The sequence below is a fragment of the Streptomyces sp. CB02261 genome (assembly GCF_001905665.1).
GTDB lineage: Bacteria > Actinomycetota > Actinomycetes > Streptomycetales > Streptomycetaceae > Streptomyces.
Genome location: NZ_LIVX01000009.1, coordinates 1 through 15,644, shown reverse-complemented (window position 1 = coordinate 15,644; position 15,644 = coordinate 1). Strand labels below are relative to the sequence as shown.

Genomic DNA, 15,644 nt, shown 5'->3' with positions numbered 1-15,644 from the left:
GGGCCCTTTCCGCAGCCATCTTCGCCGCTCGGGGGAGGCGGTGGAGGTCATTCCTCCAGAGTGAGACCGCGACGCAGCCTTTCGAGGGTGCGGGAGAGCAGCCTCGACACGTGCATCTGCGAGATGCCGAGTTCCGCGCCGATCTCCGACTGGGTCAGGCCGGAGACGAAGCGCAGGGAGAGGATCTCCCGCTCGCGGGCGGGCAGCGAGGCGATCATCGGCTTGAGGGAGGCGATGTACTCGATCCCGGTGAGGCCGTGGTCCTCGTAGCCCAGCCGGTCGGCGAGCGCGGCCTCGCCGCCGCCGCCGTCCTCCTCGGTGGGCTGCGCGTCGAGCGAGGCCGCGGTGTAGGCGTTGCTCGCGGTCATGCCCTCGACGACCTCCTCGGGGGAGATGCCGAGTTCCTCGGCGAGCTCGGCGGCCGTCGGGGCGCGGTCGAGGCGCTGGGAGAGCGCGTCACCGGCCCTGGCGAGGTCGAGCCGCAGTTCCTGGAGCCGCCGGGGTACGTGCACGGACCAGGAGGTGTCGCGGAAGAAGCGCTTGATCTCGCCGATGATCGTCGGCATCGCGAAGGTGGGGAACTCGACGCCGCGGGAGAGTTCGAAGCGGTCGATGGCCTTGATGAGGCCGATGGTGCCGACCTGGACGATGTCCTCCATCGGCTCGCTGCGGGTGCCGAAGCGGGAGGCGGCGAACCTGACGAGGGCCAGATTGAGTTCGACGAGCGTATTGCGGACATACGAGTGGTCGTGGGTGCCCTCTTCGAGCTCGGCGAGCCGGGCGAAGAGCTGCTTCGACAGGGCGCGCGCGTCGACCGGTCCGATCCGGTCGAGGGGCTGCTCGGTGAGCTGCTCCGGAAGCCGGACGGCGTGAGGGGAGAGGTTCATGGGGTGGCCGGGTCGGTCCAGGGGGACTGCTGCCGACGGCGCGTCGGGGGTACGCGGGGCGTCGAGCCGGGGTGACATGGGTCTCCTTCGTGGTGCTTCTACTGCGGTGTGTGGGCGCCTCCGAAGCCGGTCGTCTCGGGTGTTCTCCTCTAGCCCTACCTGCTCGACGCGCAAGGTCGCAAGTGTCGACAATCCGCTTTGCCCTGATATGTGGTACACCCCGTGTGCACGGAGGGGTGCCTCGCTTGTAGGGTTCGAGATCTGTCAGTCGGCACCGCGAGAGCGAGAAGAGGCACGGCCATGGACCGCGAGAACATCGGCAGCGCACCGCCCGCGCGGCTGCGGGTCGAAGTCCGGACCGTGGACGGGAGCGAGGTCCTCGCACCGGTGGGTGAGCTCGATCACCACACCGCCGAGCTGTTGCGCTCTCCCCTGGACGGCGCGCTCGACGCGGGCCGTACGCGGCTGGTCGTCGACTGCTCGGGTCTGGAGTTCTGCGACTCGACCGGACTCAACGTCCTGCTGGGCGCCCGACTGAGGGCGGACGCCGCCGGCGGCGGGGTGCATCTGGTGGGGATGCGGCCCGCGGTGGCCCGGGTGTTCCAGATCACGGGCGCGGAGGCCGTCTTCACCGTGCACGAGACACTCGCCACAGCACTGCCCCACTGAGTTCCCTCCGCTCGCCCCGGCCAGGCCCTCCCTGCCGGGCGCGACCCCGCGAGCCGCACCCGCACCGCCCGCACGTCCTGCCCTCTGTCCCGTCGATCGGTGAGGTGAAGCGCTGATGGACCAAGCTTCCGACGTCCGTACGATCGCCCTCGGCGAGACCAGCGGCACCGTGCCGCTCGCCCGAGACTTCACGCGGACCGCGCTCCGCGAGTGGGGCTGGCTGCCGGCCGCCACCGCCGACCGCAGGGCCGCCGCCGAGGACGTCCTCCTCGTCGTCTCCGAGCTCGTCACCAACGCCTGCCTGCACGCCGAGGGCCCCGAGTCCCTCCGCGTCCTGCGCCTGGCCAAGGTCCTGCGCCTCGAAGTCACCGACCGGGGCGCCGGCCAGCCCGCGCCCCGCACCCCGCACCGGTCCGGCCGCCCGGGGGGCCACGGCATGTTCATCGTGCAGCGTCTCTGCCTCGACTGGGGCATCGAGCGCACCCCGGGCGCCCCCGGTAAGACGGTCTGGGCCGAACTCGCCTCACCCGTCTAGGACTTTCACAAGTCCACCCACTCCCCTGCCTTCCCTCCGTGAGGCCTCGGGCGTACCTTGACGCCACATCTGAAAGGCCGTCAGTTACGTCGCGGTGAGGGGTGCCCTGGTGTCCGATGAGCCGAACCGGAGGAGAGCGGCCGCCGTGCTCACGGCCGCGGTCGCGATGGCGGGCACGGCCGTGCTGACCGGAGCGCCGACCGCACGGGCGACCGTCGTCGACGTCGCCTACGCCTGCGAGACGAAGATCGGACCCAAGAGCGCCGTCTCGCCCGTCGACATCAAGGCCGTCAGGAACGGCGGCGCCTACACGATCACCATGTCGTTCGAGAAGGGCGTCTCCGACAGCCCGGTCGAACTCCCCAAGGGCGTCATGACCCCGCGCGCCGAACTCGTCCTCGGCGGCGCCGGCTCCGGCACCGTCAAGGTCGAGGGAACGCCGAACACGGCCGCCGTCCCGCCCGACACCCCGATCAGGATCGGCACCCTGACGGGCACGTACACACCGAAGAAGAACGGCAGGGTCACCTTCACCGCCGGGACGCTCACCGTGCACGCCCTCGGTATGGACGCGGCCGTCTGCAGGCCGAGCAACGAACCGAGGCCCTCGCTCGTACTCGACGTGACCGGCGTCTCCGGCGGTGACACCCCTCCGCCGCCCGCCGCGGAGGAGGAGGCCCCGCCCGCCGAACTCCCCAGGACCGGGCCCCTCGACTCCGCCCCGGCCCTCGGCACCCTCGGCGGCACCGTCCTGCTGACCGGCGCCGCCGGAGTCCTCTGGCTCACCCGGCGCACGGCACGCTGATGCGGACGGCGGCACGCTCCGGTCTCGCCGCCGCCGCGGCCGCCCTCGTCGGCGCGGTCGCGGCGGCTCCCCCCGGAGCCCAGGGCTGGACGGCGGCGCCCGCCGCCGGACGCCCGTACGCCTATCTGGAGGGCCCCGCCGGCAGCGTCCTCCAGGACACCCTGTCGCTGACCAACCCCGGCGCCCGCCCGCTCACCGTACGGCTCAGCGGGCAGGGCGCGCCGGTGTCCTTCGCCGCCCCTGCGGTGACCGTGCCGGCCAGGACCAGGGCGGACGTGCCGTTCGCCGTGACCGTCACCGCCGACACCCCGCCCGGCGAGCACCGCGGGACCGTACGGGCCCTGGCGGCGGGCCGGGAGATACGCGTCGACCTGCGGCTGCGGGTCAGCGGCCCCCGGCTCGCCGCCCTCACCGTCGAGGACGTCCACGTCGACACCGTGTCCGGCGCCCTCCGGTACACCCTGGTCAACCGGGGCACCACCGTCCTCGCCCCGCACCTCGCGGTCCACGCCGAAGGCGTCCTCGGCACCGTCCTCGACCGGCCGGGCCGCCCCCTGCCGCTCACCCTCCGCCCCGGCGAGCGGACCACCCGGACCGAACCCTGGCCCGACCCGCCCGTCCTCGACGCCGTCACCGTCCGGCTCACCGCCACCGCCCCGGGCGCCGCCCCGGCCACCGCCCGCGCCGAGGCCTCCTTCGCCTCGGGCCCGGCGCTCACCGGCGCGGCCGGCCTGCTGCTCGCGGCGGCGGGCGGCGGCGGGTACGCGGTACGGCGGCGCGGCAGGTCCCGTACCCGGCGAGCGTCGACGGGAGCGACACCATGAGACCCGGCGGAACCACGCGGCGGGCGCGCACGGCCGCGGCACTCCTGACCGCCCTCGCGCTCGCCCTCCTCCCCGCCGCCCCCGCGGCGGCCGCCCCGGGTCCCGCCGTGGAGCTCTCGCAGACGGAGGGCGGCAAGGGCGGGGAGATCACCGTCAGCGGCAGCGGCTGGAAACCGGGCGCGCTGCTCATGCTCCTGATCTGCGGCCGGTCCGCCCCCGGCAGGGGCGTCGTCGGCGGCACCAACTCCTGCGCCAACACCGACGGCCGGGCCGCCACCGTCGACGCCCGGGGCGGGTTCAGCGCGAAACTCCCCGTCGCCGAGCCCCCCGAACCCTGCCCCTGCGTCGTGCACGTCGCCGGGGTCACCGGTCAGCAGGACGCCGTCGACCGCGCGTTCACCGTCGCCGGGCACCCCACCGCACCGCTCCCGGAGGCCTCGGGCGACGGGCGGCTCGCCGTCCTCGCCGCCGTCCGCCTCGACGGCTCCAGCGGGCTCCTCACCTGGTTCGGGGCGCCCCCGCGCCGCGAGGTCGTCCTCACCGTCGGCAACCTCGGCTCCGCACCCGTCAAGGACCCCGTCTTCCAGGTCGGTTCCAGCCATGGCGTCTTCGCGCCGCAGTACGAGGAGCGCCAGTGGCGCGGCACGGTCGCACCCGGCGGGAAGGCCCTCGTCCGGCTCCCGGTGGAACTCACGGCGGGCGCGCACGGCGACTACCAGGTCTCCGTGCGGTACGGGGGGAAGGTCCTGGCCGAGCAGCCGTGGGGCGTCGGCAGGCCCTGGGGCGTGACGCTGTTCTGGCTGCTGCTCGCCGTCGTCGTACCGGCGGCCCTGTTCCGGGTCGGGATGGCCGTGGTGGACCGCGTCCGGCCCGCCGCGCGCCCCGCCGCGAGCCCCGGCCGGCCCCGGCCCGCGCGCCGCCGGTGGCGTCCCCGTACCCCCGTCCCCGCGCGGCGAGGCCCGGGGGACGACGAACCGACCGCGGCCCTGCCGTGGTTCCGACCTGACTCCGCACCGTCAGCCCCAGAGAGCAGCCCGACGACGAAGGGACATGCGTGAACACGCAACGGAGGATGAGCGCGGCCGGAGTCGCGCTGATGCTCGGCGGCGCGGGGATCCTGATTTCCGCCGGCCCCGCCCAGGCCGCCGAGGTCGCGTACGGGACGGAGTGCATCCCGCCGTCCATCTCCGGGCTTCCGCCCGTGCAGGGCACCACGAAGGTGCTGATCACGGCGCCGGCGGAGGCCAGGGTCGGCGACGAGGTCGAGATCGTCTGGAAGACGGTCCAGGCCGCGTCGAAGAACCCCGACGTGCTCGACCTCGGCAAGGACACGGTCAAGCCGACCGGTGTCCTCACCGTGGGCGGCGCGGCGACCGGCACCGTCGCGATGGAAGGACCCCGGCAGAACCCGCCGATCCCCAAGAACAGCCCGATGGTGCTGCCCGAGATGAAGGGCAGGCTGAAGCTGGAGAAGGCCGGCGAGATCACCCTCACGCCCGGCAAGTACACGATCAACGTGTCCAAACCGCTGTCGACGGACACGAAGTGCACGCCGAAGGTGGCGGTACCGGTCGGCGCGACGATCAAGGTGACGGCGGGAGGCGGCGGGACGACGGGAGGCACGACCGGCGGGACGACGGGAGCCACGACGGGTGGCGCGACCACCGGGGGCGGTACGAACGGCACCGGCGGTTCGAACGGCACCGGCAGCTCGGGAGGATCCTCCAACTCGGGCGGTGGCTCCGGCTCCGGCGGAGGCTCAAGCACCGGCGGCGGCTCCGGCTCCGGCGGAGGTTCCGGCGGCCGGACCTCGTTCCCCGGCAAGGAGGTCTCCGTCGGCTTCGGCTGCCAGGCCCCCGGCCCCGACGCCATCACGTCCAAGGTGACGATCGACGCGAAGAAGAACGGCGGCTCCTACGACCTCACCGTCAAGACCGCCAAGGGCGTCATGGACAGCCCCGCCCCCCTGCCCGCCGGTGCCCTCAAGGCCTCCATGGCGATCAAGGTGGGCGGAGCGGACAGCGGCACCGTGAACGTGACGGGACCGCCCAACGCCACCGCCCTGAAGATGGGCGATCCGGTGAACCTGCCGGACATGAAGGGCACGTACAAACCCGGCGCGACCGGCAAGGCCACGCTGAGCCCCGGCACGCTGACCATCGAGGTCACCCTCGGCAGCTCCGAGATGGAGATCCCGTGCCAGGTGAAGGGAGCCGTCCAGGCCTCCCTCGAACTGGACACGAGCAAGCAGGCGGGCGGGGCGTCCGGCGGCGGCGCGGACCCCTCCGGCGGCGGCTCGGGCACGCCGTCCGGCGGCTCCGACGGCGGCAACCTCGCCGAGACCGGCGCCGAGAGCGACGGCGCCCTGCGCGCCCTCGCCCTGGTCGCGGGCACGGTGATCCTGCTCGGCGGCGCGGTGTTCACGTTCACCCCGTGGGCGCGGCTCAGGAGGTGACACGACGGCGAAGGCCGCCGCACCGGTCCGGTGCGGCGGCCTTCGTACGAGCGGGGTGGCGTCAGTGCACGCCGCCCATGAGCGCCTGGACCTTCTTGCGGTACATGAAGACCGCGAAGCCGGCGCCGACGGCGAGTGCCGCCTGCAGGGCGATGATCCCGGTGCCGTTGAGGTCCACACCGGCCAGCGAGAGCAGACCCGTGGTGCAGTCACCGGCGGTGACGGCGAGGAACCAGACACCCATCATCTGGGAGGCGTACTTCCTCGGCGCCATCTTCGTGGTGACGGAGAGGCCGACGGGGGAGAGGCACAGCTCACCGATGGTCTGGATCATGTAGATCGAGACGAGCCACATCGGGGAGACCAGGGAGCCGTCGCCCGCCATGCCCATCGGGACGATGAAGACGAAGAAGGACGCGCCGACCAGGACCAGACCCATCGCGAACTTCACGATGGTGTTCGGCTCCTGGTTCTTGCGGGCCAGCCACAGCCACAGCCAGGCGAAGACCGGCGCCAGCGCCATGACGAACATGGGGTTGAGCGCCTGGTACCAGGTGGCCGACGGGTCGTAGCCGAAGAGCGTGCCGGTCTTGTCGTCGGCGAACAGCGACAGGGTGGAGCCACCCTGGTCGTAGATCATCCAGAAGATGGCGGCGGCCACGAAGAACCAGATGTAGCCGTTCATCTTCGACTGCTCGGACTTGTCGAGGTCCTTGTCGCGCTTGATGCGGACGAGGACGGCGACCGGGATGATCAGGCCGGCGAGGGTGAGCGGGACCAGGGCCCAGTTCAGGGTGAACAGGTCGAGGCCGACGACGACGCCGTAGAAGACGGCGGCGAGCACGACGACCAGCGCGACCTTGAACAGGATGCGCTTGCGCTCCTCGGCCGACAGCGGGTTCGGGACGACGCTGCTGGTCGGGCTCAGGCTCTTGGTGAAGGCCAGGAAGCAGGCGAGGCCGATACCCATGCCGACGGCGGCGAGGATGAAGCCGAGGTGCCAGTTGACCTTCTCGCCGATGGTGCCGACGACGAACGGCGCGATGAAGGCGCCGAGGTTGATGCCGACGTAGAAGAGGGTGAAGCCACCGTCACGGCGCGGGTCGTCCGGGCCGTCGTAGAGGTGGCCGACCATCGTCGAGATGTTGGCCTTGAGCAGACCGGAGCCGGCGGCGACGAGCGCCAGACCGACGAAGAACATCGCCTGACCGGGAAGGGCCAGCGAGGCGTGGCCCGCCATGATGACGAAACCGGCGATCGTGACGGTCTTCCGGGCGCCCCAGACGCGGTCACCGAACCAACCGCCGGGCATGGCCATGAGGTAGACCATCGACACGTACACGGAGTAGATGGCCGTGGCCGTGGCCGCGGTCATCGCGAGGCCGCCGCCCTGGCTGCCCGTGGCCGCGTCCGCGCCGCCGGAGACCAGGTACAGAACGAGAAGGGCCCTCATGCCGTAGTAGGAGAAACGCTCCCACATCTCGGTGAAGAAGAGGGTGGCCAGGCCGCGGGGGTGGCCGAGGAACGTCTTCTCGGAACCGGAGGTTCCGCTCGAAGCCGTCGTCAGGCTGGACGCCATGTCGATCCTTGCTCTGTCGGGACGCGCGCCTTGTGAGCGTGGTGCGCCCGGTGGGGGAGGCCGGCACCGGCGGGGGTGGTCGCACCCTCGTCGGGATCCACGCCCCGGGAGATGCGTCGTCGCGCCCCGGGACCCGGCCCACAGGTCATTCGCCGTCTCCAAGGTTCGGCGAGGCCGACCTCACGCAGAAAGAGGACCTTGGCGCGCGAAGCTGGCCAAAGGTCCCCGATTACCGCTACAGACGTCTCGCCACCATACGACACGACAGGGTCGGATATGGAAGGACTTGAGAGATGGATCACAGGTAGAAGTGCAACCGTACAAGCGCATTCCAAGGTCATGTGCAGGATGGTCGCAAGATCTCCAAGGGGCTTCCGCTCCCTGTCGATCTCGCTCCTGCCCGCCACCCGTGCGGACTACCATCACTCCATGACCCGTGTACTGCTCGCCGAGGACGACGCCTCCATCTCGGAACCGCTGGCCCGCGCCCTGCGGAGAGAGGGGTACGAGGTCGAGGTCCGCGAGGACGGTCCGACCGCCCTCGACGCCGGACTCCAGGGCGGAGTGGACCTGGTCGTGCTCGACCTGGGCCTGCCCGGCATGGACGGTCTGGAGGTCGCCCGGCGGCTGCGCGCCGACGGGCACGCCGTCCCGATCCTGGTGCTCACCGCCCGGGCCGACGAGGTCGACACCGTCGTCGGGCTCGACGCGGGCGCCGACGACTACGTCACCAAGCCCTTCCGGCTCGCCGAGCTCCTCGCCCGGGTCCGGGCCCTGCTCCGGCGCGGCTCCAGCGAGCCCGCCGTCGCCCCCTCGACCCACGGCGTCCGCATCGACGTCGAGTCGCACCGCGCCTGGATGGGCGAGGAGGAGCTCCAGCTCACGGCGAAGGAGTTCGACCTGCTCCGGGTCCTGGTCCGGGACGCCGGCCGGGTCGTCACCCGCGACCAGCTGATGCGCGAGGTCTGGGACACCACCTGGTGGTCCTCCACCAAGACCCTCGACATGCACATCTCCTGGCTCCGCAAGAAGCTCGGCGACGACGCGGCGAACCCCCGGTACATCGCCACCGTGCGCGGTGTCGGCTTCCGCTTCGAGAAGAGCTGAGCCACCCTCACACCATGCGCCGCCGACTGATCAACTCCACGCTCGCCGTGGTGCTCGTCGTCATCTCGGTGTTCGGGGTCTCCCTCGTCATCGTGGAGACCCGCACCATCACCAGCACCGCCCAGGAGCGCGTGGACACCGAGGCGGTGCGGCTCGCCTCCATCGTCGACAGCCGGCTCTTCGGCGGCGAGCCGGTCAACCCGGACATCCTCGCCGAGCAGAGCGGCGCCAAGCGGTTCGCCGAGATCCGCATCCCCGGCCGGCCGTCGATCGAGATCGGCACCCGCCCCACCGGGGACGTCATCCGGGGCGTCGCCGAGGGCGAGCGGGGCGAGACCGTGATCGTCGAGGAGTCCCGCTCCACCGTCACCGCCGAGGTCGGCCGCACCCTGCTGATCATCGGCGCCGTGGCCCTGCTCGCCGTCGTCGCCGCCGTCCTCCTCGCCGTACGGCAGGCGAACAAGCTCACCTCCCCGCTCACCGACCTCGCGGAGACCGCCGAGCGCCTCGGCTCCGGCGACCCGCGCCCCCGGCACAAGCGGTACGGGGTGCCCGAGCTGGACCGGGTCGCAGACGTCCTCGAGGCCTCCGCCGAGCGCATCGCCCGGATGCTCACCGCCGAGCGCAGGCTCGCCGCCGACGCCTCCCACCAGCTCCGTACGCCCCTCACGGCGCTCTCCATGCGCCTGGAGGAGGTGGCCCTCGCCGACGACCTGCACACGGTCAAGGAGGAGGCGACGATCGCGCTCACCCAGGTCGAGCGGCTCACCGACGTCGTCCAGCGGCTCCTGACCAACTCCAGGGACCCCCGCACCGGCTCTGCCATCGCCTTCGACCTGGACGAGGTCGTCAAGCAGCAGATCGAGGAGTGGCGGCCGGCCTACCGCAGCGCGGGGCGTGCCATCGTCCACTCGGGCAAGCAGGGGATGCGGGCCGTCGGCACCCCGGGCGCCGTCGCCCAGGTCCTCGCGGCCCTGATCGAGAACTCGCTCATGCACGGCGGCGGCACGGTCGCCCTGCGGACCCGGGTCATCGGCAACCAGTCCGTGATCGAGGTCACCGACGAGGGGCCGGGCGTCCCGGCCGACCTCGGCGCGCGGATCTTCGAGCGGGCCGTCAGCGGCCGCAGCTCCACGGGTATCGGCCTCGCGGTCGCCCGGGACCTGGCGGAGGCGGACGGGGGCCGGCTCGAACTGCTCAAGGAGCAGCCGCCGGTCTTCGCGCTCTTCCTGAGCCGCGAGGTCAGAAGCGTCTCGGAGGACGCGCGGGACCGCCCCGTACGGTGAGGGCGCCGGCCCCGGAGCCGGAAAGTCAGACGAAAGGGCTGGTCAGACGCGGTCCGGCTGCCGCCGGGCCACCTGGCGCGGGGCCTGCTCCAGGAACGACTCGGCGGTCTGGACCGCCTCCTTGGCGGGCAGGGCCCGGAAGACCCAGGTGCGGTAGGACCAGAAGCGGAACAGCGTGCCGATCCCGATGCCGAAGAACTTGAAGAAGTTGCTCGCCAGCGGGCCGTCCCAGCCGAAGCCGTACGTCGCCGCGTAGAGCACGCCGTTCTCGATGACCATGCCGACGACGCTGAACAGCAGGAACAGCGACATCTCCTTCGTCCGCCCGGATTTGTCCCGGTCGCGGTACGTGAAGTAGCGGAACCCCACGTAGTTGAAGACGATGGCGACGACGGTCGCGATCAGGCTGGCCCGGACCATCGGGATGTCCGTGGTGCCCCGGACCAGATTGAAGACGCCGAGGTTGACCAGGACCCCCAGACCGCCGACCACCCCGAACTTCGCGACCTCGCGGACGAGCAGGTCGAGTCGCGTGCGCAGCGCGCCAGGTTCACTCATGGTGATGGCTCTGTCCCGTCCGTCCGGGTGACGTCCGGATGACGTCAACCCAACCATGCTAACCAGCCGCCCTGTCACCCGCCCGGGTAGCTCGTAAACCCCCGGGAACCCGGGCCTCACCCCTGGTTTTCTTGTGCCAAACCACAGCCGGACGAGTGTTCTCAGATGGTGCGGATACCCTAAGAGGGTGACGTTCCCCGTAGTAGGCATGGTCGGCGGCGGGCAGCTCGCCCGTATGACCCACGAGGCGGGTATCCCCCTCGGCATCAAGTTCAAGCTCCTCAGCGACACCCCGCAGGACTCCGCGGCCAAGGTGGTGAGCGAGGTCGTCATCGGCGACTACCGCGACCTGGACACGCTGCGTGACTTCGCGCGCGGATGTGACGTGATCACTTTCGACCACGAGCACGTCCCCACGGAGCACCTGCGGGCCCTCGAAGCGGACGGCATCCCCGTCCGCCCGGGGCCCGACGCGCTGGTGCACGCCCAGGACAAGGGGGTGATGCGCGCCCGGCTCGACGAGATCGGCGCGCCGAGCCCGCGGCACCGCATCGTGGCGGACCCCGAGGACGCGGCGGCCTTCGCCGCCGAGGTCGGCGGCTTCCCGATCATCCTGAAGACCGTGCGCGGCGGCTACGACGGCAAGGGCGTCTGGTTCGTCCGTACGCCGGAGGACGCCCGCGACCCGTTCCTCGCGGGGGTCCCGGTCCTCGCCGAGGAGAAGGTCGACTTCGCGCGCGAACTCGCCGCGAACATCGTCCGTTCCCCGCACGGCCAGGCCGTCGCCTACCCGGTCGTCGAGTCCCGTCAGGTCGACGGCGTCTGCGACACCGTGATCGCGCCCGCTCCCGACCTGTCCGAGGAGCTCTCCGGGCAGGCGCAGGAGCTGGCGCTGCGGATCGCCAAGGAACTCGGCGTCGTGGGCCATCTGGCCGTCGAGCTGTTCCAGACCACGGACGGCCGCATCCTCGTCAACGAACTGGCGATGCGCCCGCACAACTCCGGCCACTGGACCCAGGACGGCGCGATCACCTCGCAGTTCGCCAACCACGTCCGGGCGGTTCTCGACCTGCCTCTCGGCGATCCGCGGCCGCGCGCGACATGGACCGTGATGTGCAATGTCCTGGGCGGCGACTACCCGGACATGTACACCGCGTACCTGCACTGCATGGCCAGGGACCCGCAGCTCAAGATCCACATGTATGGCAAGGACGTGAAGCCCGGCCGCAAGGTGGGGCACGTCAACACCTACGGCGACGATCTGGACGACGTGCTGGAGCGCGCCCGCCACGCCGCCGGCTACCTGCGAGGAACGATCACCGAGTGAGCAGCATCAGCACCTCCCCCGTCGTCGGCATCGCCATGGGATCCGACTCCGACTGGTCCGTCATGGAGGCCGCCGCGCAGGCCCTCGACGAGTTCGAGATCCCCTACGAGGTGAACGTCCTCTCCGCCCACCGGATGCCGCGCGAGATGATCGCGTACGGCGAGGAGGCCGCGAGCCGCGGCCTGAAGGCGATCATCGCGGGCGCGGGCGGCGCCGCCCACCTGCCCGGCATGCTCGCCTCCGTCACCCCGCTGCCCGTGATCGGCGTGCCCGTGCCGCTGAAGTACCTCGACGGCATGGACTCACTGCTCTCCATCGTGCAGATGCCGGCCGGCGTCCCCGTCGCCACGGTGTCCGTCGCCGGCGCGCGCAACGCGGGCCTGCTCGCGGCCAGGATGCTCGCCGCCCACGACCCCGAGCTCCTCACCCGGATGACCGACTTCCAGCAGGAGCTGAAGGACCAGGCGACCGAGAAGGGCAAGCGGCTGCGGGCCAAGGTCGAGGGCGCCGACTCCTTCGGCTTCGGCAAGTGAGCGCTGCCGACCGGCTGGCGGAGGCGCGGGAGCTGCTGGCTTCCGCGCCCGTCGCCGACGGTCACAACGACCTGCCGTGGGCGCTCCGCGAGCACGTGCGGTACGACCTGGACCGGATGGACATCGGCGCGGACCAGACCGGCGCCCTGCACACCGACCTCGCGCGGCTGCGGGCCGGCGGCGTCGGCGCCCAGTTCTGGTCGGTGTACGTGCCCTGCCGGCTCACCGGGGACGACGCGGTCAGCGCGACCCTGGAGCAGATCGACGTGGTCGACCAGCTCATCGAGCGGTACGCGGCCGAGCTGGCGCCCGCCCTGACGGCGGACGACATGGAGACGGCCCGGCGGCAGGGCCGTATCGCCTCCCTCAAGGGCGCCGAGGGCGGCCACTCGATCAACAACTCCCTCGCCACGCTGCGCGCCCTGCACACCCTCGGGGTGCGGTACATGACGCTCACCCACAACGACAACAACGACTGGGCGGACTCGGCGACCGACGAGCCCGGCGTCGGCGGGCTGTCCGCCTTCGGCCGGCAGGTCGTCCGCGAGATGAACCGCTCCGGCATGCTCGTCGACCTGTCGCACGTCGCCGCCACCACCATGCGGGACGCGCTCGACGCCACGGCGGCGCCGGTGATCTTCTCGCACTCCTCGGCCCGCGCGGTCTGCGACCACCCCCGCAACGTCCCGGACGACGTCCTGGAGCGGCTGCCCGCCAACGGCGGCGTCGCGATGGCCACCTTCGTGCCGAAGTTCATCCTCCCCGCGGCCGTCGAGTGGACCGCCCGCGCCGACGAGAACCTGCGGGCGCACGGCTTCGACCACCTCGACACCACCGCCGAGGCGATGAGGCTGCACCGCGCCTTCGAGGAGGCGAACCCGCGCCCGGTCGCCACCGCCGCCACGGTCGCCGACCACCTCGACCACATGCGCGAGGCCGCCGGCATCGACCACATCGGCATCGGCGGAGACTACGACGGGACGGCCTTCACCCCGGCCGGCCTTGACGACGTCGCCGGCTACCCGAACCTCATCGCCGAGCTGCTGCACCGCGGCTGGTCCCGCCCCGACCTGGCCAAGCTGACCTGGTCCAACGCGGTCCGCGCCCTCCGTGACGCGGAGGCGGTCTCCCGCGACCTGAGGAGCCGTACGGCACCCTCGAACGCGACCATCGACGCACTCGACGCGGTCGGCGCTCCGTAACCGGCAGGTCACCCGGACGGCTCAGTCCGCCGCGCTCCCCTACAGGGCCGGTGGCACGGCGGACGGTACCGCCCCGCCGCACTCGGCGGGGCGGTACCGCATCGCCCGAGTTCGGAGCAAGACCATGGCGGACCTGCTGGACGACCCTCCCGGCCTCTCCGCCGCCCCGGCCGCCGCCGGCGAGCTCGACCCCCCGGAGGAGCCCCCGCCGCTCGACGAGACGGCCCGCGCCGTCCGCGCGCTGCGGCAGACGGAGTCCTGGCCCGCACGAAGCGCCTCCGGTCCGCCGCGGCCTGACGGGCCGCCCGTACGCACACGAGGAGGGGGCGCCGAAACGCCCCCTCCTCGCCGTGGTACGCCGTACTCCGCCGCGCTCAGGCGCGCGGGCGGCCCATCGCCCGGTACGTCCAGCCCGCGGCCCGCCAGCGCTCCGCGTCCAGCGCGTTGCGGCCGTCCAGGAGCACCGGCGCCGCGACCACGTCGACCAGCTCCGCCGGGTCGAGCTCGCGGAACTCGCGCCACTCCGTCAGATGCAGCACCACGTCCGCCCCGCGCACCGCCTCGCGCGCCGAGTCCGCGTACCCCAGGGTCGGGAAGACGCGCCGGGCGTTCTCCATGCCCTTCGGGTCGTAGACGGTGACCTGGCCGCCCTGGAGGTGTATCTGACCGGCCACGTTCAGCGCGGGGGAGTCGCGGACGTCGTCCGAGTCCGGCTTGAAGGTGGCGCCGAGGACGGCGACCCGGCGGCCCAGGAACGAGTTCCCGCCGAGGACCTCCCGCGCCATCTCCACCATCTGGCCGCGCCGCCGCATGTTGATCGAGTCGATCTCGCGGAGGAAGGTCAGCGCCTGGTCGGCGCCCAGCTCGCCGGCGCGGGCCATGAAGGCCCGGATGTCCTTCGGCAGGCAGCCGCCGCCGAAGCCGATGCCGGCCCGCAGGAACTTGGCGCCGATCCGGTCGTCGTGGCCGATGGCCTCGGCCAGCTTGGCGACGTCGCCACCCGCGGCCTCGCAGACCTCGGCCATCGCGTTGATGAAGGAGATCTTGGTGGCGAGGAAGGAGTTCGCGGCCGTCTTCACCAGCTCGGCCGTCGGGAAGTCGGTCACCACGAACGGCGAACCCTCGCCGACCGGTACGGCGTAGACCTCGCGCAGCGTCTTCTCCGCCCGCTCGCCGCGCACGCCGACGACGATCCGGTCCGGGTGCAGGGTGTCCTGCACGGCGAAGCCCTCCCGCAGGAACTCGGGGTTCCAGGCGAGTTCCACACCCTCCGGCAGCACGCCCGCGAGCCGCTCGGCCGAGCCGACGGGCACGGTCGACTTGCCGACGACCAGGGCCCCTTCGCGTACGACTCCGGCGAGGGAGGCGAAGGCGGCGTCCACGTAGCTCATGTCGCAGGCGTACTCGCCGTGCTTCTGCGGGGTGTTCACACAGACGAAGTGCACGTCGCCGAAGGCGCCGACCTCCTCCCAGGAGGTGGTGAACCGCAGCCGCCCGCTCGATCCCTCGATGCCGGCGACGTGCTTCGCGAGGAGCTCCTCGAGACCCGGCTCGTACATCGGGACCCGGCCGGAGGACAGCAGCTCGATCTTCTCGGGGACGACGTCCAGGCCGAGCACCTCGAAGCCGAGCTCCGCCATGGCCGCGGCGTGGGTGGCGCCGAGGTAGCCGGTGCCGATCACGGTGATCTTCAGGGCCATGCGGGTCTCCAGGGAACGTCGGGCGGAATGCCTGCCCGAGCATAGTCGGGCCCTGGTACCGGGCCGGGGCACGCCCTACCATTTGAGTTACTTAACGGTAGTTAGCAAGCGTGGGAGTGAATGAGCGTGTCAGGTTCTGCTGATTTCGACCTGTACCGGCCTTCCGAGGAGCACGAC

At 71.9% G+C, this 15,644-nt stretch carries 15 protein-coding genes; 11 read left to right on the top strand and 4 right to left on the bottom strand.

What is annotated here, in order from left to right:
• Positions 1–47: 47 nt before the first annotated feature.
• Positions 48–965: an RNA polymerase sigma factor SigF gene (locus AMK29_RS26870; RefSeq protein ID WP_073817946.1), complete on the bottom strand. Its 918-nt coding sequence runs from the start codon at positions 963–965 to the stop codon at positions 48–50.
• Between the two features lie 222 nt (positions 966–1,187).
• Here AMK29_RS26870 and AMK29_RS26865 point away from each other — a divergent pair, with 222 nt between their 5' ends.
• The 6 genes from AMK29_RS26865 to AMK29_RS26840 all read left to right on the top strand — a co-directional run bounded on the left by AMK29_RS26865 (position 1,188) and on the right by AMK29_RS26840 (position 6,175).
• A complete protein-coding gene (locus tag AMK29_RS26865; protein WP_073817945.1) occupies positions 1,188–1,556 on the top strand; it encodes an STAS domain-containing protein in 369 nt (122 codons plus the stop codon).
• A 115-nt stretch (positions 1,557–1,671) separates the two neighbouring features.
• On the top strand, positions 1,672–2,091 hold the full coding sequence (locus tag AMK29_RS26860; RefSeq protein ID WP_073817942.1) for an ATP-binding protein: 420 nt from the start codon (positions 1,672–1,674) through the stop codon (positions 2,089–2,091).
• A gap of 166 nt (positions 2,092–2,257) precedes the next feature.
• Positions 2,258–2,896 (top strand): peptidase, encoded by a 639-nt coding sequence (locus AMK29_RS26855; protein ID WP_073818386.1) that lies wholly within the window; start codon positions 2,258–2,260, stop codon positions 2,894–2,896.
• Entirely contained in the window at positions 2,896–3,720 is an 825-nt protein-coding gene (locus tag AMK29_RS26850; protein ID WP_073817941.1) for a COG1470 family protein, read from the top strand. Before AMK29_RS26855 ends, AMK29_RS26850 begins: the two co-directional genes overlap by 1 nt.
• The gene (locus AMK29_RS26845) at positions 3,717–4,778 is read left to right on the top strand and encodes a hypothetical protein (protein ID WP_073817938.1); all 1,062 of its coding nucleotides are present in this window, start codon (positions 3,717–3,719) and stop codon (positions 4,776–4,778) included. The genes AMK29_RS26850 and AMK29_RS26845 overlap by 4 nt, the downstream gene beginning before the upstream one ends.
• 14 nt (positions 4,779–4,792) lie before the next feature.
• On the top strand, positions 4,793–6,175 hold the full coding sequence (locus tag AMK29_RS26840) for a hypothetical protein (protein WP_073817937.1): 1,383 nt from the start codon (positions 4,793–4,795) through the stop codon (positions 6,173–6,175).
• Between the two features lie 61 nt (positions 6,176–6,236).
• Here AMK29_RS26840 and AMK29_RS26835 read toward each other — a convergent pair whose 3' ends face one another.
• Positions 6,237–7,754, bottom strand: a complete 1,518-nt coding sequence (locus AMK29_RS26835) for a peptide MFS transporter (RefSeq protein WP_073817934.1) — start codon at positions 7,752–7,754, stop codon at positions 6,237–6,239.
• Positions 7,755–8,183: 429 nt separating this feature from the next.
• Between AMK29_RS26835 and AMK29_RS26830 the strand changes: the two genes are divergently transcribed.
• Both AMK29_RS26830 and AMK29_RS26825 read left to right on the top strand, forming a co-directional pair.
• Positions 8,184–8,861, top strand: a complete 678-nt coding sequence (locus tag AMK29_RS26830; RefSeq protein WP_198942343.1) for a response regulator transcription factor — start codon at positions 8,184–8,186, stop codon at positions 8,859–8,861.
• A 14-nt stretch (positions 8,862–8,875) separates the two neighbouring features.
• Positions 8,876–10,147, top strand: a complete 1,272-nt coding sequence (locus AMK29_RS26825; RefSeq protein WP_073817932.1) for an ATP-binding protein — start codon at positions 8,876–8,878, stop codon at positions 10,145–10,147.
• Between the two features lie 42 nt (positions 10,148–10,189).
• Here AMK29_RS26825 and AMK29_RS26820 read toward each other — a convergent pair whose 3' ends face one another.
• Positions 10,190–10,705, bottom strand: a complete 516-nt coding sequence (locus tag AMK29_RS26820) for a GtrA family protein (RefSeq protein WP_073817930.1) — start codon at positions 10,703–10,705, stop codon at positions 10,190–10,192.
• Positions 10,706–10,892: 187 nt separating this feature from the next.
• Here AMK29_RS26820 and AMK29_RS26815 point away from each other — a divergent pair, with 187 nt between their 5' ends.
• From AMK29_RS26815 to AMK29_RS26805, 3 genes are read left to right on the top strand one after another with little or no spacing between them, the layout of a single operon-like run.
• Positions 10,893–12,032, top strand: coding sequence for a 5-(carboxyamino)imidazole ribonucleotide synthase (locus AMK29_RS26815; protein WP_073817927.1), 1,140 nt, complete (start codon positions 10,893–10,895; stop codon positions 12,030–12,032).
• A gap of 35 nt (positions 12,033–12,067) precedes the next feature.
• A complete protein-coding gene (gene purE / locus AMK29_RS26810) occupies positions 12,068–12,565 on the top strand; it encodes a 5-(carboxyamino)imidazole ribonucleotide mutase (protein ID WP_073818383.1) in 498 nt (165 codons plus the stop codon).
• Positions 12,562–13,767, top strand: a complete 1,206-nt coding sequence (locus tag AMK29_RS26805) for a dipeptidase (RefSeq protein WP_073817926.1) — start codon at positions 12,562–12,564, stop codon at positions 13,765–13,767. The genes purE and AMK29_RS26805 overlap by 4 nt, the downstream gene beginning before the upstream one ends.
• Positions 13,768–14,141: 374 nt before the next feature.
• Here AMK29_RS26805 and AMK29_RS26800 read toward each other — a convergent pair whose 3' ends face one another.
• Complete coding sequence (locus AMK29_RS26800) at positions 14,142–15,467, bottom strand: UDP-glucose dehydrogenase family protein (RefSeq protein WP_073817923.1); 1,326 nt, start codon at positions 15,465–15,467, stop codon at positions 14,142–14,144.
• Positions 15,468–15,644: the final 177 nt, after the last annotated feature.